General features: G+C 49.8%; 16 protein-coding genes. 9 read left to right on the top strand and 7 right to left on the bottom strand.

The window, feature by feature from the left end; translation table 11 throughout:
* Positions 1 to 153 precede the first annotated feature (153 nt).
* The 5 genes from JT719_RS21685 to JT719_RS21665 all read left to right on the top strand — a co-directional run bounded on the left by JT719_RS21685 (position 154) and on the right by JT719_RS21665 (position 4,908).
* Positions 154 to 693 (top strand): hypothetical protein, encoded by a 540-nt coding sequence (locus JT719_RS21685; RefSeq protein WP_207435851.1) that lies wholly within the window; start codon positions 154 to 156, stop codon positions 691 to 693.
* A 99-nt stretch (positions 694 to 792) separates the two neighbouring features.
* Positions 793 to 1,725 carry a hypothetical protein gene (locus tag JT719_RS21680; RefSeq protein WP_207435850.1) on the top strand — a complete coding sequence of 311 codons (933 nt, stop codon included), beginning with the start codon at positions 793 to 795 and terminating at the stop codon, positions 1,723 to 1,725.
* Positions 1,726 to 1,746: 21 nt separating this feature from the next.
* Positions 1,747 to 2,421: a response regulator transcription factor gene (locus tag JT719_RS21675; protein ID WP_207435849.1), complete on the top strand. Its 675-nt coding sequence runs from the start codon at positions 1,747 to 1,749 to the stop codon at positions 2,419 to 2,421.
* A gap of 197 nt (positions 2,422 to 2,618) precedes the next feature.
* Positions 2,619 to 3,923: a sensor histidine kinase gene (locus tag JT719_RS21670; protein WP_207435848.1), complete on the top strand. Its 1,305-nt coding sequence runs from the start codon at positions 2,619 to 2,621 to the stop codon at positions 3,921 to 3,923.
* Positions 3,924 to 4,044: 121 nt separating this feature from the next.
* The gene (locus JT719_RS21665; RefSeq protein WP_207435847.1) at positions 4,045 to 4,908 is read left to right on the top strand and encodes an NAD(P)-dependent oxidoreductase; all 864 of its coding nucleotides are present in this window, start codon (positions 4,045 to 4,047) and stop codon (positions 4,906 to 4,908) included.
* Between the two features lie 50 nt (positions 4,909 to 4,958).
* On the opposite strand, the gene JT719_RS21660 is transcribed toward JT719_RS21665, so the two are convergent.
* Positions 4,959 to 6,167, bottom strand: a complete 1,209-nt coding sequence (locus tag JT719_RS21660) for a retropepsin-like aspartic protease (RefSeq protein ID WP_207435846.1) — start codon at positions 6,165 to 6,167, stop codon at positions 4,959 to 4,961.
* 427 nt (positions 6,168 to 6,594) lie between these two features.
* Between JT719_RS21660 and JT719_RS21655 the strand changes: the two genes are divergently transcribed.
* The 3 genes from JT719_RS21655 to JT719_RS21645 all read left to right on the top strand — a co-directional run bounded on the left by JT719_RS21655 (position 6,595) and on the right by JT719_RS21645 (position 9,126).
* Complete coding sequence (locus tag JT719_RS21655) at positions 6,595 to 7,092, top strand: hypothetical protein (RefSeq protein WP_207435845.1); 498 nt, start codon at positions 6,595 to 6,597, stop codon at positions 7,090 to 7,092.
* Between the two features lie 37 nt (positions 7,093 to 7,129).
* The gene (locus tag JT719_RS21650; RefSeq protein WP_207435844.1) at positions 7,130 to 7,552 is read left to right on the top strand and encodes a DUF2721 domain-containing protein; all 423 of its coding nucleotides are present in this window, start codon (positions 7,130 to 7,132) and stop codon (positions 7,550 to 7,552) included.
* 332 nt (positions 7,553 to 7,884) lie between these two features.
* Positions 7,885 to 9,126: an S-adenosylmethionine:tRNA ribosyltransferase-isomerase gene (locus JT719_RS21645; RefSeq protein ID WP_207435843.1), complete on the top strand. Its 1,242-nt coding sequence runs from the start codon at positions 7,885 to 7,887 to the stop codon at positions 9,124 to 9,126.
* Between the two features lie 105 nt (positions 9,127 to 9,231).
* Here JT719_RS21645 and JT719_RS21640 read toward each other — a convergent pair whose 3' ends face one another.
* Positions 9,232 to 10,635: a RagB/SusD family nutrient uptake outer membrane protein gene (locus JT719_RS21640; protein ID WP_207435842.1), complete on the bottom strand. Its 1,404-nt coding sequence runs from the start codon at positions 10,633 to 10,635 to the stop codon at positions 9,232 to 9,234.
* A 29-nt stretch (positions 10,636 to 10,664) separates the two neighbouring features.
* Positions 10,665 to 13,685, bottom strand: a complete 3,021-nt coding sequence (locus JT719_RS21635) for a SusC/RagA family TonB-linked outer membrane protein (protein WP_207435841.1) — start codon at positions 13,683 to 13,685, stop codon at positions 10,665 to 10,667.
* 399 nt (positions 13,686 to 14,084) lie between these two features.
* Between JT719_RS21635 and JT719_RS21630 the strand changes: the two genes are divergently transcribed.
* Entirely contained in the window at positions 14,085 to 14,960 is an 876-nt protein-coding gene (locus tag JT719_RS21630; protein WP_207435840.1) for a DUF2911 domain-containing protein, read from the top strand.
* A gap of 98 nt (positions 14,961 to 15,058) precedes the next feature.
* On the opposite strand, the gene JT719_RS21625 is transcribed toward JT719_RS21630, so the two are convergent.
* The 4 genes from JT719_RS21625 to JT719_RS21615 all read right to left on the bottom strand — a co-directional run bounded on the left by JT719_RS21625 (position 15,059) and on the right by JT719_RS21615 (position 20,169).
* On the bottom strand, positions 15,059 to 15,643 hold the full coding sequence (locus JT719_RS21625) for a nitroreductase family protein (protein WP_207435839.1): 585 nt from the start codon (positions 15,641 to 15,643) through the stop codon (positions 15,059 to 15,061).
* 32 nt (positions 15,644 to 15,675) lie between these two features.
* On the bottom strand, positions 15,676 to 17,364 hold the full coding sequence (locus JT719_RS21620; RefSeq protein WP_207435838.1) for a sodium:solute symporter family protein: 1,689 nt from the start codon (positions 17,362 to 17,364) through the stop codon (positions 15,676 to 15,678).
* Positions 17,361 to 17,486: a hypothetical protein gene (locus tag JT719_RS25450; protein WP_278251894.1), complete on the bottom strand. Its 126-nt coding sequence runs from the start codon at positions 17,484 to 17,486 to the stop codon at positions 17,361 to 17,363. Before JT719_RS25450 ends, JT719_RS21620 begins: the two co-directional genes overlap by 4 nt.
* 190 nt (positions 17,487 to 17,676) lie before the next feature.
* A complete protein-coding gene (locus JT719_RS21615) occupies positions 17,677 to 20,169 on the bottom strand; it encodes a PIG-L family deacetylase (protein ID WP_207435837.1) in 2,493 nt (830 codons plus the stop codon).
* Positions 20,170 to 20,401 lie beyond the last annotated feature (232 nt).

Here is a 20,401-nt window from a genome sequence, read left to right as displayed (position 1 = left end):
AAGCAGTTTTTCACCTTTTTTTGCGAAAACAGCCAAAAATCACACTCCACCCAAAGACTACCGTAGAAAATTAAGAAGATTCTAATATTTTCATCTTCTCTTCAGCTTTCAGCAGTAGCTTTGGATTGTAATTGCCTGATGCGCTTTACTTCTATGAAATTAAATACTTTTCTGGCGGCTCTTTTCTTTTCGGTCGCTATTACTTCTGTGCAGCCGCTTTCGGCCAAGGTTTTGGCAAAGGAAGTCATAAACGAGCCTTTGGTTAAAGCAACCACAGGAATTGATGCTGGGTCTGCTGCGGCTGCGGCTTCCCCTGCAGCATCTCAGGCTACAACTGAAACCGCCGGGTTAAACCCTGCCGAAGTGGTGAGCTCTGAGGCGCTGGGTCAGGAGAAACCCAAAAAAGCCCAGAAACAGAAAGGCAAGCCCGATCAGCAAGAAACCACCTCCCAAAAGGTGAAAGAGGTTGCCACCGCCAAACGCCAGGAGAAACCCGAGAAAGTTTCTGGCAATGCTGAGGTAAACGCCGTGGAAACCGCCCGCAGCTCAGCGGGTAGGCCAAGAAGCGCCGCCCGGCCGGGAAGAGGCGCCGTAGGCAATGCCGTCAAATCAGCGGGCAATGTGACCAAAGCCGCCAAGGCCGTTAAACCCGTGAAAGTTGGCGTGGGCCGCCTAAAGGTTGGCAAAAACTAAGTCATCGGCGCAGCCTGAATCCGGTACCTTCTGGTACCACGTACTTCTGGCTTTAAAGCCGGGGCTTTCTGTACCCTTACTAACGTATCATTGACTCAGATGAAAAAACTACTTGGATTCTGTTTGCTTTTCGGATCAATTGTGGCTTTTCCGGCATTTGCCGAAGCAAAATCACCCGCTGGAACCGAGCCCTCTGCCACAGCAGCCCAGGACACCGCTTCTAAAAAAGGCTGGTGGACGGTAGGCCTGGAAACCGCCAACAATGCCTCCTTCTTCGGGCGGAATACGGCTACCCAATATCCGTACGTGGCGGCATCGTTGACCTATACCCACACCTCGGGGCTGTTCATCTCGGCCATGTCTTACCAGTTGTTCAACACCGAGGACTTCATAGACGAAACCGATGTTACTGCGGGCTACGCATTCAAGCTTGGGGAGCGGTTCGATGGGTCGGTGAGCTACTCCCACTTTTTCTTCGGGCCCAACACGCCTCTGGTGAAATCTGTGACCTCTAACGCCGCCACCGTGGCCGGACAACTGGATTGGGGCTATCTGCTCACGGGGCTTTCAACTAGTTACATTTTTGGTGGCAGCAGTGATGTGTTTACCGTGCTGGACAACTCACGTTACATTGGGCTGGAAAAACTCTGGAAGGGCAAGAATCCGGTAGGCATTGACCCTAAGTTCACCATCATTGCGGGTACCCAGGAGTTCTCCGAGACCCATACTGTGGTCACCCAGAAGAAGAAAAACCCCGTGGAAACCATCTTAGATCCCCTCAACCCCAATGGCAACGGGAAGGGCAATGGAAATGGCAAAGGGAACGGAAACGGCACCACCACCACAACTACCACCAGCACTACCAAGCGTTTCAGGGTCTTGAATTATTCTATCACGGTGCCACTGGTTTTCAGCTTATGGAACGTTGACATTGAGCCTGCTTACCGGTTTTCCTTGCCCGTGAATAAACTGGAGGGCGATGAGTCCAAAGCGCAGTCCTTCGCCTCCCTAAATCTAAGCTACACGTTCTAACCTCTACCAAACCACTCCCCTATGCACACGTTGATTGTAGAAGACGAAACTGGTCTGGCTACTGAATTGATGCACTTCCTGGCCCAGGAACACTACCTCTGTGATTGGGCCTCAAACGGGCGCGAAGCCTCCGAGAAAATAGCCGTGAACCGGTATGATTTCATCTTATTAGACCTGGGCCTGCCCGATTACGAAGGCATGGATCTGCTCAAGGAAATAAAAGAGGTAGACCATGACCCGGCCATCATCATCCTAACCGCCCGTGGTGCCCTGGAAGACCGCATCAAAGGACTGGGCCTGGGCGCCGATGATTACTTAGCCAAACCTTTTTCTTTGCTGGAGCTGCAGGCCCGCATGCAGGCCGTGTTGCGCCGCAAGTTCAAACTCAAATCATCTTCCGTTGCCTTCCACGGGTTTGAGATAGACAGCAGCGCCCGCCGGGTTACTTATGGATCGCAGGAGATTGTACTCACCAAAAAGGAGTTCGATATCCTGCATTACCTGTTGCTGCACAAGAACCGCATTTTGACACGCCTGCAGCTCACTGAGCACATTTGGGGCAATATCCTGGAAGACGATTATGATTCCAACTACATTGATGTGCACATCAAAAACCTGCGCAAGAAACTCTCCACCCACGCCTCCACCGATTGGCTGGAGACCGTACGCGGAGTGGGCTATCGGTTAACAGTTTAAGGGGCTTTTTCTTTCGAAAGTTGGGAGAGGCCAAGGTTGGAGGTTTGGCGTTTCTGGCCAGTTTTGATCAAAATAAGTCAGAAACTAATTTTTAATGATTTTGCTTAAGCAGGACAACTTGTAAAAACACCTTCCAATCTGCTTATAGCCGGATTTATTTACACAATTGCACCTTATAAAATCAGCACATTCACTTAATGCGGCTTCAAACAAAACTAGCCCTCTTTAGTGCGGCCTCTAAGGTCATTATTCTGCTTCTGCTGGTGTTAGGCTTGCCTACCATTGTGCACAAGGTAGCTTTGCTCAACACCGATGCGCGCCTCATGCAGAAGGAAGAAAGGATGTACCAGATCATTGAAAAACAGGGCATTGAGTCTTTCATCACTGAGGGTGACGCTTACGGTAGCTACAACCTGTTCCGGGAGGAGTTTATCTCTCTGGAGGAAATCTCCTCAGACCGGGTGGTCAACAATATAGAGAACAGCCTCCGCAAGGTAGACAACGAGATTGTGAACTACCGGGTGCTTTCCTCCACTTTTGATCTGGGCGAAAAACGGTATCTGCTGGAAATTGGTCGGTCTTTGGCGGCCATTGAAAACAACAGCAATACCCTGCAAACTTACGCGCTGTACTTTCTGGCAGCCGTGGTGCTGCTTACCGTCTTCACCGATCTGGCTTTCAGCAAAATCCTGCTGCGCCCGCTTACGCTTATCATTAAGCGGTTGCAACGGGTGGAGCACCCCAGCGCCTTTACGCCCAAAGAACTCAACACCTCCACCGATGATTTCCGGTACCTCAACAACACCATCAACCAGATGATGGGGCAGATTCAGGAGGCTTTCCAGAAAGAGAAAGAGTTTATTGGCAACGTATCGCATGAGCTGCTTACGCCCGTATCCATTCTGCAAACCCGTCTGGAGAACCTCCTTTCTGACCCCGAAACGCCGGACAGCCAACTGGAGAAACTGGTAGATAACCTGCGTACGCTGCACCGCCTGAAGAACATCATCCAGTCGTTGCTGCTGGTTTCGCGCATTGAGAACGAGCAGTATCTCCGCAATGAATCGGTGGACATTGTGCACCTGGCCGAGGAAGTTGCCGAAGAAATAAAAGAACGCGCCGAAGCCCGCGAGGTATGCCTTAAGGTGGAGTTAACCGGCGATTACACCCTGACCAAAGCCAACCAGAGTTTGCTGTTCACCATGCTGTTTAACGTGGTGAACAACGCCATTAAATACAACAAGCCCGAGGGTACTATCACCCTTAAAGGTCAGCCCTTGGCCAAAGGTTATGAGCTTGCCATCATAGATACTGGCGTTGGCATTGCCCAGGAGCAATTGCCTCACATTTTCAGCCGGTTTAAACGGCTCCACGCCCCAGACGGAGAAAGCCACGGCTTGGGTTTAACCATTGTGCGCACCATTGCCACGTTCCACCACATAGATTTATCGGTGCAATCTACGCTGGGCGAAGGCTCTACGTTCCTGTTCAGGTTTCCTTGAATCACCTTGAATCCGTTTTCCCTTGTTTCCCGGAAAATGAGGCGAAAACCGATTCTGAGGCCGCCACTTGTTCGCGCGGTGCGTAAATCCTTACTTTCGTGCTTCACTAAAAGAGAAACAGATGAAAGTAGGATTTATAGGGCTGGGCATTATGGGAAGCCGCATGGCGGCCAACCTGCAGAAAGCCGGCCATGACTTGGTGGTGTACAACCGCACCAAAGAAAAAGCAGAACAACTCGTCTCCAACGGAGCCACCCTGGCCAACACCCCGGAGGAAGTGGGCAGACAATGCCGCGTGGTATTCACCATGCTGGCCACCCCAGAATCTGTGGAAGAAGTAGCCTTGGGCAAAGACGGTTTCCTGAAAGAACTGCCCGGCAACTCGCTTTGGGTTGACTGCAGCACCGTAAACCCGTCTTTCACCAAGCGCATGGCGCAGGTAGCGCTCAAAATGGGACATCGCTTTCTGGATGCGCCCGTTTCTGGCTCTTTGATTCCCGCCGAAACCGGCCAATTGGTTTTCCTGGTAGGCGGCGAGGCTAAAGACCTGGAGGAAGTACGCCCTATGCTGGATGTGATGGGCCGGGCGGTATTGCACATTGGCCCGCACGGGCAAGGCGCCAGCATGAAGATGGTGAACAACATGCTGTTCGGGCAGATTATGGCAGCTTTCTCAGAAGCGTTGCGCCTGGGAACAGCCTTAGGCATTACCGAGGAAGTACTATGCCAGACCCTGATGAACGGTCCGGGTGGCGCGCCTTTCCTCAAGCTGAAAGAACAGAAAATCCTGAACCGCGATTTCTCCGCAGAGTTCCCGCTGGAGTGGATGCACAAAGACCTGCATTTAGCCAGCGTTACCGCTTATGAGCAAGGGGTGGCCCTGCCTACCCTGGCCACGGTGAAAGAACTTTTTGCCCAAGCCAAGCAAGCCGGCTTAGCCGAGGAAGACTTCTCTGCCATTTACCAGTTTGTGAATCCTAAATAATAGAGGCTGTTTCGGGCCTCTTTTCAGCAAAACAGGCCCGAAACAGCTTTTTAAATCAGGTCTTTCAGGTGGAGGATGGTGTCAAACGACTTGTATCTGCGGCTTACTTTCAGTTGGAGCCTTCGGCCGGGATAATTCTGGAACAGGTCCAGGATCTCGCCGTACGTTTTGTCAATGCACTTCACTCCATTGATGCTGATGAGGGCATCGCCGGGTTCCAGGCCCGCTTTTTCGGCCGGAGAATCAGGGAGCACCTGCGCAATGGTGTAGAAATTAAGGCCCGGAATTGGGCTGTAGAGCTCCAAGCCACTCAGGTTGTAGTAGAAAGGCTTCTTGTACCGGTGGTTTGGTTTCAAGAGCATCTGGGCGTTTCCGTAATCAAACACCACCTTAAACCGCTGCAGCACATCGGCTCCCAGGTTTCCGTGGCGGTTATTCAAACCCAACGCATATCTGATAGACATGGTATCCGGGAATGAAGCCGGTGGTTTTTTCATCTTGAACTCACCCAACTCCAGGGTTTCCACGCGGGCAATCTCGCCATGGATATCGCCGTTCAGTCCCCTGCCCAGAAATGCTTTCACCCGTTTCTCCGGAATCTTAGCCCCCGGCAAGGTAGGCGGATACAAAAGCACGCAGGTACTCATACCGCTGTCTACAATCAGGCGCAAGGGATATCTTTTGCCATCGGGGAACTCCACCTGCACTTCTACATAGGGTTTGGAGCCTTCAATGATCAGGGGAACCACAGAGCTTTTCTGCCGCTTCTTCTCAGGATAAGTTCCTGGCTTGTAAAGCGTCATGATTTTGTGTTGGTAGTCAATTTCCACCACAAAGGCTTTGAACAGCGGGTAGCCTATGATTCCGTTTACCTCAATCCCCAAGCGGCCGGAAAGGTCAAAGATATTCTCCTCCAGCAGCAGCACCTTCTGGTTGTTGGCTTCCACCCCGGCAAATTGCATGCGGTTACCAGACGAAAGGATGGCCTGAATACCGGCTCCCTTCCCCAATCCTTTCAGGTAGAGGTTTTCCACGTTGTTCAGCGAAACGGTGTCAAACTGCCCTATCTCCATCAGAAGGGTGCGGTCTACCCCGGTATCTACCACAAAGTTCAGCGGCTTGGAATTGTTGATCTGCACCGGAATTACCACCAGGTTATGGATCAGCTGAAATGGAATTTTCACTTTCTTCCGGCCATGCTTGAACTTCAGCTCATCTTCTTCCACGGGTAAAGCCTGTGCCACCGTAAGGGCTGGCATTACAAGTGAAGAAAATAAGACAATCAGCAAAAAGCATCTAAAAAATGGCATTATATGCAACATTTTTCCCATAGAAAGCCCGTTCAGTCCAAGTAAGTTATAAAATTTTACATAATATCAGAGGGTTCTGCGGCAGTAATTTATGTGGATTTAAAGGCGCGAAAATGACTTCTTTTTACCCCAGAAAAAGCGCCAGATTACGCTAAAGTGATACTGGAGAACCCTTTGGATAAAGTGGCCCTAGGGCAAGAAAAAGGGGTACAGAAAATCTCAGAGCAACCCTGTTAAGGTTTTTCCGGTTTATTTGGGTAGGCAAGGCCTGATGGTCCGGTTTTGATTTCGGGCTGTTTTTGAGAAATTTGCCCCAAACCGCGTTGGTTTCCCCTGCTATGGAGCCTGAGAGAAGCCAACCTTTTTTCTTGAGACTATGAATGACACCCTGTACCAAGAATTGATACAACAGGTATTTGGTTCTGCAGAAACCAGCCTGAGTGCCCAGATTACGCCGCTTTACTATGACCTGGAGAAAGCCCTGAAAGAAGCACGCCCAGGCAGGAAAAGCCAGGAAGAAGTAAGTTTCAGGTTTGAACGCCTGAGACTAGGCCTGGGCATTACGCTGCTGCAACTCCTCACCGATCTGGGCGGAGACGAAGAAAGTGCCCAGCTCCGCAATCTGATGCAGGATGCGCTCCAGGCCCAATCTGTACAAGCCATTGACCAGATCATTCAGAAGAAAGCACACCTGTTTGAGGAGCTCTACACTGATCTTTACGTGAACGCCGATGCCGAGCAGGTGCTGGCCTTGTTTGAGGAAACCCTTAACGCTTCTTCTAAAGAGGAAACCGATGACATCATAGAAAGAGCCCTGGACCTGGCCGAGGACCTGGAGTTTCAGGACGACGAAGATGATTCACCCGAAGCCTAAACCAGATCTTCCTCGGTTCACCTGTTAAGTTCCTGCCATGGAAGTTACGCTGACAACCCCTGCCCTTTTGTTTCCGGCGCTTTCGCTGTTGCTGCTGGCGTTCACCAACCGTTTTTTGTCCCTGGCCTCCTTGATCAGGAACTTAAAATCTGTGTACAAAACCACCCACAGCCACCTGGTGTACGGGCAGATCCAGAACCTGAGAACGCGCCTTTTCCTGATCCGGAACATGCAGGCCTTTGGCATTGCCAGTATGTTCTCCTGCGTGCTCTGCATGTTCATGATTTACGCGGGCTGGCAAACAGCGGGCACCATCATCTTCGGCCTGAGTCTCATCTTATTGATGATTTCCATGGCGCTTTCCTTATGGGAAATCCAGATCTCGGTAAATGCCTTGGAGCTGGAACTGAGTGATTTGGAGCAAGACGAAGAAATCGCTCCCCTTGATTCCAAGGCATAAGCCTGGTGCATGAAAATCTCCGTTTTAGCGCTGTTTTGCCGAAATCAGCCCTAAAACGGAGATTTCTATCAGAGGTGCTGTACCCTTCGCCTTAGGGATAAAAGCTTTTGAAACTCTGAGATAGGCTAGTCTGGAAAAAGCACACAAGCTTAGAAAAACAGAGTATTCTTTATGCTCTTCTTTCTTGAAAAGATCCTAGTTCATTCCTTCTACATTCTCTCTTACTTTTTTAAAAATTTTATTTACAATGAGAAAGAAGGAATATTTACATAAGTGTGGCAGATGATTGATTCGTATTTATACCTTTGCCTTACTATTTCTGATTGACTTACATGCCTACACCTCACCCGCGTCAAATTTCTATTTTAGACTATACCTACGATTTGCCTGAAGACAGAATAGCTCAGTTCCCGCTGGAGAACCGAGACCAGTCCAAGCTTCTGCTGTATAAGAATAATAGAATTTCAGATGCCCAATTCAGAGATCTGCCTACGGCATTACCGCCGCAGTCACTCCTTGTTTTCAACGATACCAAAGTAGTTCAGGCGCGTCTGCGTTTTCAAAAAGCAACGGGTGGTGTTATTGAGCTTTTCTGCCTTGAGCCCCTGGAACCCATCCGTGAGGTCCAACTGGCCATGCAGCAGACCTACTCCGTGATCTGGAAGTGTCTGGTGGGCAACAACAAACGCTGGCGCGATGGAAGGTTGGAGATGCCTTTGGGCCCCTACCCCGAAGATGGTTCTCTCTGGGCCGAGCGCCTTGCGCCCGCCGAGGAGGGTTTTGCCATTCACTTTACCTGGTCGCCGGGCGAGAAAACCTTTGCCGAGATTTTGGAACTGGCCGGCATGCTGCCGCTGCCTCCCTACATGAACCGGGATGCCGAACAAGAAGACCAGGATCGGTACCAGACCGTTTACGCTTCTGAAGCAGGTGCGGTAGCGGCTCCAACCGCAGGTCTGCATTTCACCCCCGAGGTGCTCAAACAACTAACCGCCCAAGGACATCAGCAGGGCTTTGTCACGCTTCATGTAGGCGCAGGAACGTTCAAACCCGTGAAAGCGGAGCTGATGGAATACCACTACATGCACGGGGAACAGCTATCGGTGAGCAGGGCCTTCATAGAGCAGCTTCTGCACCATGGCGGCAAACCCGTGATTGCCGTAGGTACTACCTCCATGCGTACGCTGGAAAGCCTGTACTGGCTAGGAGCCGGACTTTCCTTAGGCCTTCTTCCTTTAGAAGGCGACGAGTTATTCGTGCCGCAGTGGTTCCCTTACGATGTGCGTACTACCTTATCCTTACAAGAAGCTTTAGAAGCACTCCTGTACCACCTGGATAGTCATAAACTCACCCATTTACAGGCCACTACCCGCATCCTCATTGCCCCCGGCTATCAGTTTAAAGTTTGTACTGGGTTGGTCACTAACTTCCACCAGCCGCAAAGCACCTTGTTGTTACTGGTAGCAGCCATGATAGGCCCTTCCTGGCAGAAAGTATACAAGCATGCCTTGGCAAACGGATACCGTTTCCTGAGCTATGGGGATAGTTCGTTATTGCTGCCTGCAGTATCCTGATGGCTGTACTCAAGAATAAGAATTATTGCATTTGAAATCTTAATAGATCATATACAAAAAGAGGCGCTAAATAGCGCCTCTTTTTTATTCAACCAGGTTCAATGATTAACCTGTATAACCAGGATTTTGTACCAGGTTGCTGTTAGCATTAATTTCACGCAGTGGGATTGGCAGTACCAAACGAGGAGAATTGTAAGCCTGGTTAGCCACATTTCTTCTTAATCGTTTAGCATCATGAAGTGCTTGTCCTTCAAAGGCCAATTCAAATGAACGCTCTCTTAAGATATCGTCCAAAGTAACCGAAGCAACTGGATCAAGGTCTGCCCGCTCACGGATTGTGTTGATATCTTCCACTGGAGTAACCCCACCAATAGGAGCACCACCAAGACGCTGATTCGCTTCTGCTCTGATCAGGTACATTTCGGCCAATCTAACTACTGGTATATTGGCAGCATAGTCCTCGTACTTGTGGTTGAACAAGATGTCATCTTCTGATAGGAAGTAAACATCTGCACGCTCATCTCCAGGCTCAAAGGAAGCCACAAAGGAAGGAGAGATCTCAATTTCGGCCCGTTCATTGGCTGAGTAGAACGTAGCCAAACCTGCATTAGCACTACCAGCATTGCTTTGCACTGTCTGCTGAATGGCAAAGATATCTTCACTGGTATTTTGGCTATTGTTAAACTCATTCTCGTACTCAGGCACTAAGCTAAAGCCACCTTCACTAATTACTCTATCGGCTTCTTCCGCTGCTTTCGTTAAGAATTGGTTAGCAGCCGCGTTGTTTCCGGCACCTGCCTGCTGCAAATACACCCTGGCAAGGAAAGCACTTGCTGCATAAGTATCTGCCCGGGAGCCGTTACTTTCTGGCAACAAGTTCTTGGCTTGTGTAAGGTCTGCTATAGCTTGTGCATACACTTCCTCAACCGTATTTCTTGACACCTTATTCTCATCGGTGATAATAGTAGTAGGTGTAAGAACAATTGGAACCCCTAACTGCGAATTAGTTTGGCCCGGTTCATATGGTAAACCAAACAGGCGCACCAATTCAAAGTACATGATGCCTCTGATAAAGTGGGCTTCACCTAATACTCGTTCTCTCCTAGCTTCATCCACCACATTTATTGCGTTAATCACGTTGTTAACGGCATTAATGGCTTGATAAGCTGTAATCCAAGTACCGGTCACTATACCATTTTCAGCGGTAATACTTCTTTGCGATATCTGACGATACGTAGCAAAGGAACCGGCCCAAGAAATGGTGCTAGGTGTTCCACCCAGCAATTCACTGGTTAAGTTCAAATCTCCACCGTACAGCGATCCACTTTGAAGAATGGAATATGCGCCAATCAAGGCACTTTCCACTCCCTGAGAGGTTCTCAGGGCTTCATTGGCATCTATAGACTGTTGAGGGGATAGATCGAGTTCTTGGTCACAGCCACTGGTGCCTAGAAAAAGGCAAAACCCCAAGGCGGGAACTACTCTGGAAATATATTTGAATCTGTTCATCTTCAATTCAATTAAATAACTAAGGTTAATTAAAAGCCAATGTTAACCCCAAAGGAGAAAGTCTTGGCTTGTGGGGTAGTATAGAAGTCTGTTCCAAGCCCTACGTTCTGGCGTTGAGCACTTGGACCTGAACCAGGCGTATCAACTTCTGGGTCCCATCCTGGATAATCTGTGACAGTGAAGAAGTTCTGAGCAGATGCATACACTCTCACTCTGGTTAAGTGATATCTGCTCACAAAACCTGAAGGAAGGGTATAACCTAAAGTCAGGGTCTTACCTCTTAAATAAGATCCGTCATAAATCCAACGTGAGGAATTGCCTGTGCCGTTAGAGTCGCCAAATCTTGCCTGAGGTACTCTGGTGATATCACCTGGTTTCTGCCATCTGTCTAACTGATCTCTTGTTTGGTTATCAACCCAGTCCATGTTAGCAGATTGGTAGCGACCCGCATTGTTGAAGATTTCATTCCCGTAGGAGAATTGTAATAATACAGATAGGTCAAAGCCTTTGAAAGAAAAGGAGTTGTTTAAACCACCGGTAAAATCAGGATTAGGATTACCTACTACCTGCTGCTCTGCCGCGCTGTAATCATTTGTGGTTTCATCGCTACCTGCTCTCAGGTAGTACAAGGCATCTCCATTATTAGGATCTACGCCGGCATATTTCACTGTATAGAATACCCCGATAGGTTCGCCTTCCATGGCTCTGTTGATTGCACCAGACGAGATCACTTGCCCTTGCAGGTCTGTGATTTTGTTTCTATTGAAACCAATATTAAAGTTGGTAGACCAAGAGAAAGGACCAGTCAAGTTATCAGTGTTCAAAGCAATTTCAATTCCTTTGTTCTCCAGTTTACCAACGTTTCTAGTAATTGTAGTGAAGCCACTGGTAGCAGGTACCTGCACGTTTAACAAAAGATCAGAAGTCTTTTTGCGGTATAAGTCTACGCTACCATTAATGCGGTTATTGAACAAACCAAAGCTTATTCCCAGATCTAACTGAGCAGTTGATTCCCATTTCAGGTCAGGGTTTGCTACAGAAGACTGATAAGTACCTGGTACACCTGCGTAAGATCCTGAAGAATACAAACCTCTTGCATCAAAGTTCCCGATCTGGTCATTACCCGTCAAACCATAGCTAGCTCTTAGTTTCAATAAGCTTAGGAACTCTACATCTTTCAGGAAAGCCTCCTCAGAAAGAATCCAGCCAGCACCAACTGCCGGGAAGAAGCCGTATTGGTTGTTCGCACCAAATCTGGAAGAACCGTCTACCCGTCCGCTGAACGTCAGGAGGTACTTATCCAGTAATTTATAGTTAACGCGGGTAAAGTAGGAAAGCAAAGAATACTCGGTTCCTTCAGATGAACCAAAGTTTATCTCTGCGGCATTGGCAATACGGGTGAATTCATCACTTGGGAAACCAATACCCGATACATAATTTGATTCTGTGCTGGATTTCTGGAAACTCATCCCTAGCACTGCATCTATATCATGAATCTCACCAAAACGCTTGTTATAATTCAAGAAGTTGTTGGTGGTATAATTCACAACGGTAACAGAACGGCTTTCTGCGGCTCCTTCAGGAGCACCATCCTGCGTTTCACGGCCTTGGTAAGTGTTTTCATCCTGGTTTAGCAGGTCAAGACCCAATTCGCTTCTAAAAGTAAGGCCAGGAATGATGGTATAACTGGCGTATAAGGTGCTCAGATTGCGGTATGATACCGATTTTCTGAAAGCGTCTCTAATCTCAATCAAACCGTTGTAATAAGCGGTATTGGTGTTGTACTCCCCAGTTTCAGGATCAATAATAGGTTGTATAGGAGGAAGCGCTACAATCTGAAGTGGCGTTGCAAAGGCATTGTCATCTGCCACCCGGTTATTTACCGTGCGAGCCAGACTGAAGTTTGCACCCAGTTTTAGTTTGTCGGTAGCATTGTGGTCAATGTTTAAGCGGGCACTCATCCGCTCAAAGGAGTTCCCTTTCAAAATACCGTCCTGATCTGTATAAGAACCGCCTACGTAGAAACGGGTTTTATCGGTTCCCCCACTCGCAGTCAGATCATATTGCTGGTAAGCGCCCGTCCGGAACACCTCATCCTGCCAGTTAGAGTTGGCAGGATTTCGCCAATCTGGCATGAAGTAATCTTTCACCTGATCCAGATTATCGAAGAAGCCTACATCAATCAGGAATGCAGCATATCCAGAGTTGGCCATTGATTCATTGAAGAGTTCCAGGTACTCAGAGCTGTTCATGAATTCTACCTTGTTGGTAGGTTTACTGAAGCCATTGGTATACCCAAAATCAAAGGCGGTTTTTCCAGCTCTACCCCTCTTGGTCGTGATAATGACAACCCCATTGGAAGCTCTTGAACCATAAATTGCAGCTGAGGCGGCATCTTTCAGGATCTCAATTGACTCAATGTCATTAGGGTTAAGATCTGCTAATGGGTTAGTTGGCTCGTTGTTTGAAATACCTTGGCTTTCAGATGTAATTGGAATACCGTCTACTACATAAAGAGGCTGGTTGCTGGCAGTAACAGAAGAAGACCCGCGCACACGCACTTTGATGCCTTGTCCTACCTTACCACTCCCAGAGGTAATCTGCACCCCAGCCACACGGCCCTGAATAGCAGATTCAATGCTTGGAGTAGGGATATCAGCAATTTCTTCCCCTTTTACACTGGCAATAGAACCAATCAAATCTCTGGATTCCTGGGTTCCGTATCCAACTACCACTACTTCACTGATTGCTTTGGCATCTTCAGATAGCTGCACATCAATAGTTGAACTAGTACCTACCTGTACTTCTCTGTTGAGAAATCCTACAAATGAAAACACGAGCGTAGGTGTACCGCTTACGCTCAATTCATAGCGACCATTAGCGTCTGTACTAGCCCCGGTAGTTGTCCCTTTCACTACCACACTTACACCAGGAAGTGCGGTTCCATCTGAGGCAGAGGTCACTCTTCCCGAAATGGTTCTACTTTGCGCAAACGCACTAAAACTTAGCACGCTCAGCAAAAGAGAAAACAAGAGTAATAATTTTTTCATGTGTTTGATTAAAATGAAACTTGTGATTTTAAATGAAATATAGATATTCTTTAAGATTTATTCAAAGAAATGAAAACTTTTATACCGTAGTCTCAGATGAAATCTTATACAGCTTACGCGCATACCTAAAGGTAAATTCAACAGAACTGCAGCCACTTACCAAAAAATGGTAGCACATAAATAAGAATCTTATATCATACTTTGCTATTTGATTTCTATAAAGGGGCACATAGCCATCAAACCACATCACAGAACAGATAGGGACTAACAGTCACCAATGGATGCTGCGTTATTAAGCAGTAGAAAGACGGCTTCCTAGGCTTATGTTCTCATCATATTTGCCAGATTTTGCTTAATATTACAGCCAGATCTAGTACTGAAATCTGAACATATAGCACCATGAAAAACCTATTTTCTCTTAAGATGGTATGGGCCATTGCCCTTGCCGTGTTTCTGATGGGGGCTGAAGCCTCTGCCCAGATCAAAATGCCATCTGCCAGCCCGGCAGCCACCATCAAGCAGACTATCGGCTTGACCGATGTAACCGTGGAATACTCCCGCCCGAGCATGAAAGGGCGTAAGATCTTCGGTGATCTGGAGGCCTATGGCGATATCTGGCGCACAGGGGCAAACGCCTCTACCAAACTTACCTTCTCTGATGAGGTGATGCTGGAAGGAAACAAGGTTCCGGCTGGTCAGTATGCCCTGTACACCATTCCGGGTGAGAAAGAGTGGACAGTTATCATCCACAAGAACACCAAGCACTGGGGCGATGGCGGCAATGACTACAAACCAGAAGAAGACCTGGTACGCTTCAAAGTGAACGCAAAAAAACTGAGCGACAAAGTAGAGACGTTCACCATCGGTTTTGCTGACCTGACCAACAATGGCGGTACCATGCAAATCATGTGGGAAAACACGCTGGTTCCGGTGAAAATCACCACCGATGTGGATACCAGAGTAATGGCTCAGATTCAGGAGAAAGTAGTGAACGGCACCAATGTAACGCCTGGTCTGTACGCGGCGGCAGCATCCTATTACGCAGACAACAACAAAGACCTGAAGCAGGCTTTGGCTTGGATGAAACAAGCCAATGAGAAAGATCCTAAATTCTGGACGCTGCACCAACAAGCCAAAATCCAGGCGAAACTGAACGACTACAAAGGAGCTACTGCCACTGCCCAGAAGTCTATTGAACTGGCTAAAAAAGAAAACAACAGCGACTACGTAGCCCTGAACGAAAAGCTGCTGGCTGAGATCAAAAACAAAAAATAACGTTTGAGGGGTGTTTCCCTTAAAACAGGCAAAAAACAAAGCCCGCTGATGTTCTGTCAGCGGGCTTTGTTTTTATGGGCATAGTACAAATAAACCGGTTACATCCAACGCACCTTCTCTTCCAGGGCAACCGTCCTTTTCCCTTCCGGCACGGCTTTATCGGTGTATCCCAGGTACAGGATACCCAACACCAGATCCTCTTCCCGCAACTGCAGCATCTCTTTCATAGCCGGGTGGTAAGCCATGCCTCCTGAACCCCAATAGGTGGCAATACCCAAGGCAGTTGCGCCCAAAAGCAAGTTCTGAATGGCGCAGGAGGTGGCGGCAATTTCTTCCAGAGCGGGTATTTTGGGCAAGTCGCCCCGTCGCATATAGGCCACCAGCACATGCGAGGCCATATCGCCCATATGGAGTAGTTTCACAAACTTCATCTCCATGAACTTGTCTGGGGGCGTTTCGCTTCGGTAGAGTGCCGCATGGGCAGCGCAGAAATCCTTCACCTTCGGGCCGGCATACACAACAAAGCGCCAGGGCTCAGTGTGGCCATGCGTGGGAGCCCAATCGGCGAGTGCCAGGATTTGCCGGATCTGGTCATCCGGAATCTCCTCGCCGTTCATCTGGGGCGGTTTAACGGTCCTTCGGTTTTGGATAAGGTGCTGTAACTCCTGGAAGCATGTACTCATGGAAGTAGGTTCAGTTAAATGACAGGTACGGCTTAACCCCGCTTGGGGAGCAAGGGTACCAGCATAAATCCAATGCCTACCACCAATGCCACACCAATGAGGTTGTACCACAAATACGCAATCTGAGTGGTGAAGTACAGCAAGAATATAATAAACTGTGTGATAATGGCTGCCCAGAACACCGCACTACCCGTTAACCGCCGGAAGTAAAAGGCGGCGATAAAGACTCCCAGAATAGTACCGTAGAACAAAGAACCCAAAATATTAACCGCCTGAATAAGATTTTCCAGTTGCGAGGCAAACAAGGCAAATAAGATGGAAACCGCCCCCCAGCCCACCGTAAACCAGCGGGAAGCCTGTACATAATGGTCATCAGAGGCCTTGGGGTACAGGGAGCGTTTGTAAACGTCTACCACCGTAGTGGAGGCCAAAGAGTTAAACGCCGAGGCGGTGCTTCCCATGGCCGCGCACAACACCACCGCCAAGAGCAGCCCCACCAACCCGTTAGGCAGTTGCTGCGTCACAAAGGTGAGAAACACGTAATCGGTGTCTTTCAGGTCAGTGCCCTGGTTATAGTTTTTCACCAATTTCTGGGCATTTGCCCGAAGCTCCTTTCTTTTCTCCTCCGCCTGGTTCATCAAAGCAGCGGCTTCTTCTTCCGCCTCTTCGTCGCCGGCCTGGTGTGCTTGTACCAGGGCTAAGGAAGCGGTCTTCTTCTGCTGGAAAACCCGTTGGTTCTCGGTTTCCAGGTGCTGCCACTCCGGGGCTTTATCTGAGGCTAAGACATTGGCGGCCTGTTGCTGGTTGAAGTATAGCGGAGGCGCATAAAACTGGTAAAAAACAAACACCAATACTCCCACCAGCAAAATCAGGAACTGCATGGGCACCTTTACCAGCCCGTTCATGAGCAATCCCAAACGACTCTGGGCGATGGTTTCGCCGCCCAGGTAGCGCCCCACCTGCGATTGGTCTGTACCGAAGTATGAGAGCGAAAGGAAAAAACCGCCAATCAGCCCCGACCATAGATTGTACCGATCACTGGGGTTAAAGCTCAGATCAACCAGGTTCAGTTTTCCAGCTTGGCCGGCTACTTCCATGGCCTCAGAGAAGCCAATCCCGTTGGGCAGCAATCGTACCACTACAATGGCCGCCACCAGCATGCCACCCAGCATCACGGCCATCTGGAGGCGCTGGGTCTGACTCACGGCTTTGGTGCCGCCTACCACGGTGTAAAACGTTACCACCACGCCAATAAACAGAATGGTAGCCGTCAGGTTCCAACCTAAAATGGCCGAAAGAATAATGGCCGGGGCGTAAATGGTGATACCGGTAGAGAGCCCCCGCTGCAGCAAAAAAAGCATAGCTGCCAGAGAACGGGTCTTCAGATCGAATCGGCTTTCCAGGTACTCGTAGGCGGTGTATACTTTGAGCCGGTAATACAGCGGAATGGCCGTTACTGACAGCACCACCATGGCTAACGGCAACCCAAAGTAGAACTGAATGAAGCGCATGCCGTCATCAAAAGCCTGCCCTGGAGTAGACAAAAAGGTAATGGCACTGGCCTGCGTGGCCATCACCGAAAGGCCCATCATCCACCAGCGCTCCGTGTTATCGGCCCGCAGGTACCCAGACATGTGCTGGGTTTTGCGGGTTTTCCAGACGCCGTACAGCACAATGAACGCAATAGTGCCTATGAGTACTCCCCAATCCAGCGTGCTCATTGATAGGCGATGGTGATAAGGTAAAACAAACCCACCAGCCCCGCCAGCACACCTATGACCAACCAATACATAGCAGTCCAGCTTTTAAAGAAAGGAGGTGGATCTATATCGCCTTTGGTCATAGTAGTGGGGTTCTTATCTGGTAATAAATTTTTGATGATTGGTTTGGGCGCTTTTTGCAGAAAACAGGCCGAAAACCGGCGCACCTTGTTAGAACGTGCTTTGCCCTCCTTTTGTATGCTAACCTCCTTCTTTGCAGAGGTGAACGGTGAGCCATTTCGGGGCTGATTTCTGAAAATCAGCTCCGAAACGTTATTTGCCCAAAGAAAGCAGGTTCACGAACAGGCGGTAAGCCCCGGGAACCCCGGCGGGCAATTCCCTGAAGAATGAGTAACCCGTGTACACAAAGTAGCCTTTGCCGTACTTAGCCACTAACAGGCCGCTGTCTTTGGGTGATTCGCCTGGGTCATTGGATGAGAGGATGGCTTCATACTCAGGTCCCCACTGGTTAGGGAAGTACAGCCCACGCTCCTGCACCCAGCCCCGGAAATCCTGCTCGGTTATTTTGTTGGGCGAGTTGAGCACCGGATGGTTCGGTTTGAGGAAACGGACCTCAGAATCTTCCACCGTCACCCGGTCATTGGAGAGCCTGATGGGGTACGGACCAATGGACGAGGTCACCAAGCCGTTACTTACATTATATTGCACCACCAGCGTACCGCCGTTCTGCACGTACTCCATTAACTGCGGCTGCTGGAACTTGAGGCGGTCCAGGGTATTATAGGCTCTAACTCCTACCACCACGGCATCGTACTTCTGCAAAGAAGCGGCACTAAGGTTGTTTACCTGCAGTTGTTCTACGTCATACCCAATCTGCTGCAAGCTGGCGGGCACTTCATCGCCAGCTCCCATAAGATAGCCAATGCGTTGCCCTTTGCGTTTCAGGTCTAGTTTTACCGCTTTGGCTACAGCCTCCGGGAACAGGGTTTGGGCCGGAATGTGCGGATAGTTGATGGTATTAAGCCCCTGGGTGTAGGTACGGCCCCGGGTGGTCACGGCCGCACTGATGGTACTCTCGGTCTGGGCACCTCCCGGGAACAATTGAAACGTAAACGTCTGCTCCTCCCCTTTCTGGGTAAGTTTGAAAGGAGCCGAAGCCGGTTCAGCGCGCCATCCTTCGGGCAGGCGCAGGCTTACCTGGCCTTCCAGGTTGTCTTGTCCGGCGCGCACCCGCAACGTTACCGGCTTGGGCTGGGCATCGGCGAAGACATACACTTTCTCGGTGATGTTCACAAAAACCGGCGGCGTGACTTCAAACGGACGGTATTGCTCGCCTTCCACGGGGTCGGTGCGTTTATAGACCACGGGCACGGTAAACATGAAGGGCTGGCCTTGTACTGTCAAATACATCCGTAACTGCGCAGCAGCCGGGTTCTCGGCTAAGCCAATCAGCGCCGGGTCATCTACCCGGAACATGCCGGTGGTGCCGGGAACCTGCAGCCAGTACGGCTGGGAATACGGCGTAGCGGTGGGCATGGGCACCGAGGTACGCACAATCCAGGGCTTGTTCATCTCCAGCTTCTGCTGCAGAGTGGTGTCTTTTTTGGAAAACAGGTACTCTACTTTGGTGAGCGTGACCGGCACGGCAGAACGGTTCACCGCTTCCAGTTGCAGGGCCACCGGCTCACCCGGCGTTACGGTGAAATCACGCGCCGAAGCTGCCTCCAGGTACAATCCCAGGCTGGCTTTGATCACGTCCTGCAATTCCCGTTGTTTTACCTGTTTCCAGTAAGTATCTGGTAGTTTGGCTAAGGCTGTGTTGGCTTTCAGCAACAATGGAACCGAGGCCGCGGGGTTGGCCGCATCATAGCTTTTCAAAGCCTGTTGCAACAACCTAGACACCTCGGTACTGCCTTGAACGCGGCTCCAAGTGGTAGTCACGCCTTCCAGCAAATCCTTCTGGGCCCGGTCCCCTTTCAGGAACTCAAAATATTCCACCGCTTCGCCGCGGGAACCGCTGCTGCCAAAGCCCTGGCTTTTGTGCATGCTTCTGCTCTGGGCGGCAATCTCGTTGTACGATTTACCCAGCAGCGGATTGTACACGCCGGCATCCACCATCAATTTATCAGAGGTGTCAAACTTCTGGCCCTGGCCGTAGAAAAACGAGGAGGTATTCCACAGAATGCGCTTGGCCTGCCAGGGCTGTACGGTTTTCAACTGTTCTGGGAAACGCTTGGGATCGGCGGCGGCTTCAAAGGCTTCCAGGGCGATGATGGCCGAGGCCGTATGGTGCCCGTGCGTACCGCCTGGCTGCGGCGAGAAACGGGTAATGATCACATCGGGCTGAAACTTGCGGATCACCCACACGGCATCGGCCAGTACTTGTTCCCGGTCCCAGATGGTGAAGGTCTCGGCGGGGTTCTTGGAAAACCCGAAGTCATTGGCGCGGCTGAAAAACTGCTCGCCGCCGTCTACCCTACGGGCCTGCAACAGTTCCTGCGTCCGGATGATACCCAGTTCCTCGCGGATCTCCGGCCCAATCAGGTTCTGGCCACCATCGCCGCGGGTGAGGGAAAGATAACCGGTGCGGTATTTCCGCTCGTTGGCCAGGTAGGCAATGAGGCGGGTGTTTTCGTCGTCGGGGTGGGCGGCAAAATAGAGCACACTGCCCAGCACATTCAATTTCTCCAGCGCCAGCCTGATATCGGCGGCATCGGGTTTTCTGGGGGCCTGCGCCTTAGCCACAGAAACGCCCATTCCGCAGGTCAGAAGAAAACCGGCTACCAGAGCACGTACAGATGTCATATCAATTAAAAAAAGAAGGTCAAAGTAAACGGAAAGCCAGGCACAGGAACTGCCCAGGACATCCCACGGTAAAGCTATGGATTTTTACATCAACTGAGGATAGTAAAACGAGGATTTGCGCTGGTTCTTACGCCTCAATCTGGTATCCTTTTCTACCCCACTGCCCACTTTGGCTGTTTTGCGGCCCTGTTTCTGAAAAGGAGCTTAAAACTAACTGGAAACCAGCACCACC

Origin of the sequence: Sabulibacter ruber (assembly GCF_017355955.1) — a bacterium.
GTDB classification, from domain to species: domain Bacteria; phylum Bacteroidota; class Bacteroidia; order Cytophagales; family Hymenobacteraceae; genus Nibribacter; species Nibribacter ruber_A.
This window is presented reverse-complemented; position numbering and strand designations above follow the sequence as displayed.

Bases quoted from the DNA above. Each gene is read 5' to 3' on its own strand.
- JT719_RS21660 (WP_207435846.1), bottom strand. From the start codon at position 6,167: ATGCCAGCCCTTACGGTGGCACAGGCTTTACCCGTGGAAGAAGATGAG.
- JT719_RS21680 (WP_207435850.1), top strand. From the start codon at position 793: ATGAAAAAACTACTTGGATTCTGTTTGCTTTTCGGATCAATTGTGGCT.
- JT719_RS21630 (WP_207435840.1), top strand. From the start codon at position 14,085: ATGAAAAACCTATTTTCTCTTAAGATGGTATGGGCCATTGCCCTTGCC.
- JT719_RS21640 (WP_207435842.1), bottom strand. From the start codon at position 10,635: ATGAACAGATTCAAATATATTTCCAGAGTAGTTCCCGCCTTGGGGTTT.
- JT719_RS21655 (WP_207435845.1), top strand. From the start codon at position 6,595: ATGAATGACACCCTGTACCAAGAATTGATACAACAGGTATTTGGTTCT.
- JT719_RS21625 (WP_207435839.1), bottom strand. From the start codon at position 15,643: ATGAGTACATGCTTCCAGGAGTTACAGCACCTTATCCAAAACCGAAGG.
- JT719_RS25450 (WP_278251894.1), bottom strand. From the start codon at position 17,486: ATGACCAAAGGCGATATAGATCCACCTCCTTTCTTTAAAAGCTGGACT.
- JT719_RS21675 (WP_207435849.1), top strand. From the start codon at position 1,747: ATGCACACGTTGATTGTAGAAGACGAAACTGGTCTGGCTACTGAATTG.
- JT719_RS21670 (WP_207435848.1), top strand. From the start codon at position 2,619: ATGCGGCTTCAAACAAAACTAGCCCTCTTTAGTGCGGCCTCTAAGGTC.
- JT719_RS21620 (WP_207435838.1), bottom strand. From the start codon at position 17,364: ATGAGCACGCTGGATTGGGGAGTACTCATAGGCACTATTGCGTTCATT.
- JT719_RS21685 (WP_207435851.1), top strand. From the start codon at position 154: ATGAAATTAAATACTTTTCTGGCGGCTCTTTTCTTTTCGGTCGCTATT.
- JT719_RS21650 (WP_207435844.1), top strand. From the start codon at position 7,130: ATGGAAGTTACGCTGACAACCCCTGCCCTTTTGTTTCCGGCGCTTTCG.
- JT719_RS21665 (WP_207435847.1), top strand. From the start codon at position 4,045: ATGAAAGTAGGATTTATAGGGCTGGGCATTATGGGAAGCCGCATGGCG.
- JT719_RS21635 (WP_207435841.1), bottom strand. From the start codon at position 13,685: ATGAAAAAATTATTACTCTTGTTTTCTCTTTTGCTGAGCGTGCTAAGT.
- JT719_RS21615 (WP_207435837.1), bottom strand. From the start codon at position 20,169: ATGACATCTGTACGTGCTCTGGTAGCCGGTTTTCTTCTGACCTGCGGA.
- JT719_RS21645 (WP_207435843.1), top strand. From the start codon at position 7,885: ATGCCTACACCTCACCCGCGTCAAATTTCTATTTTAGACTATACCTAC.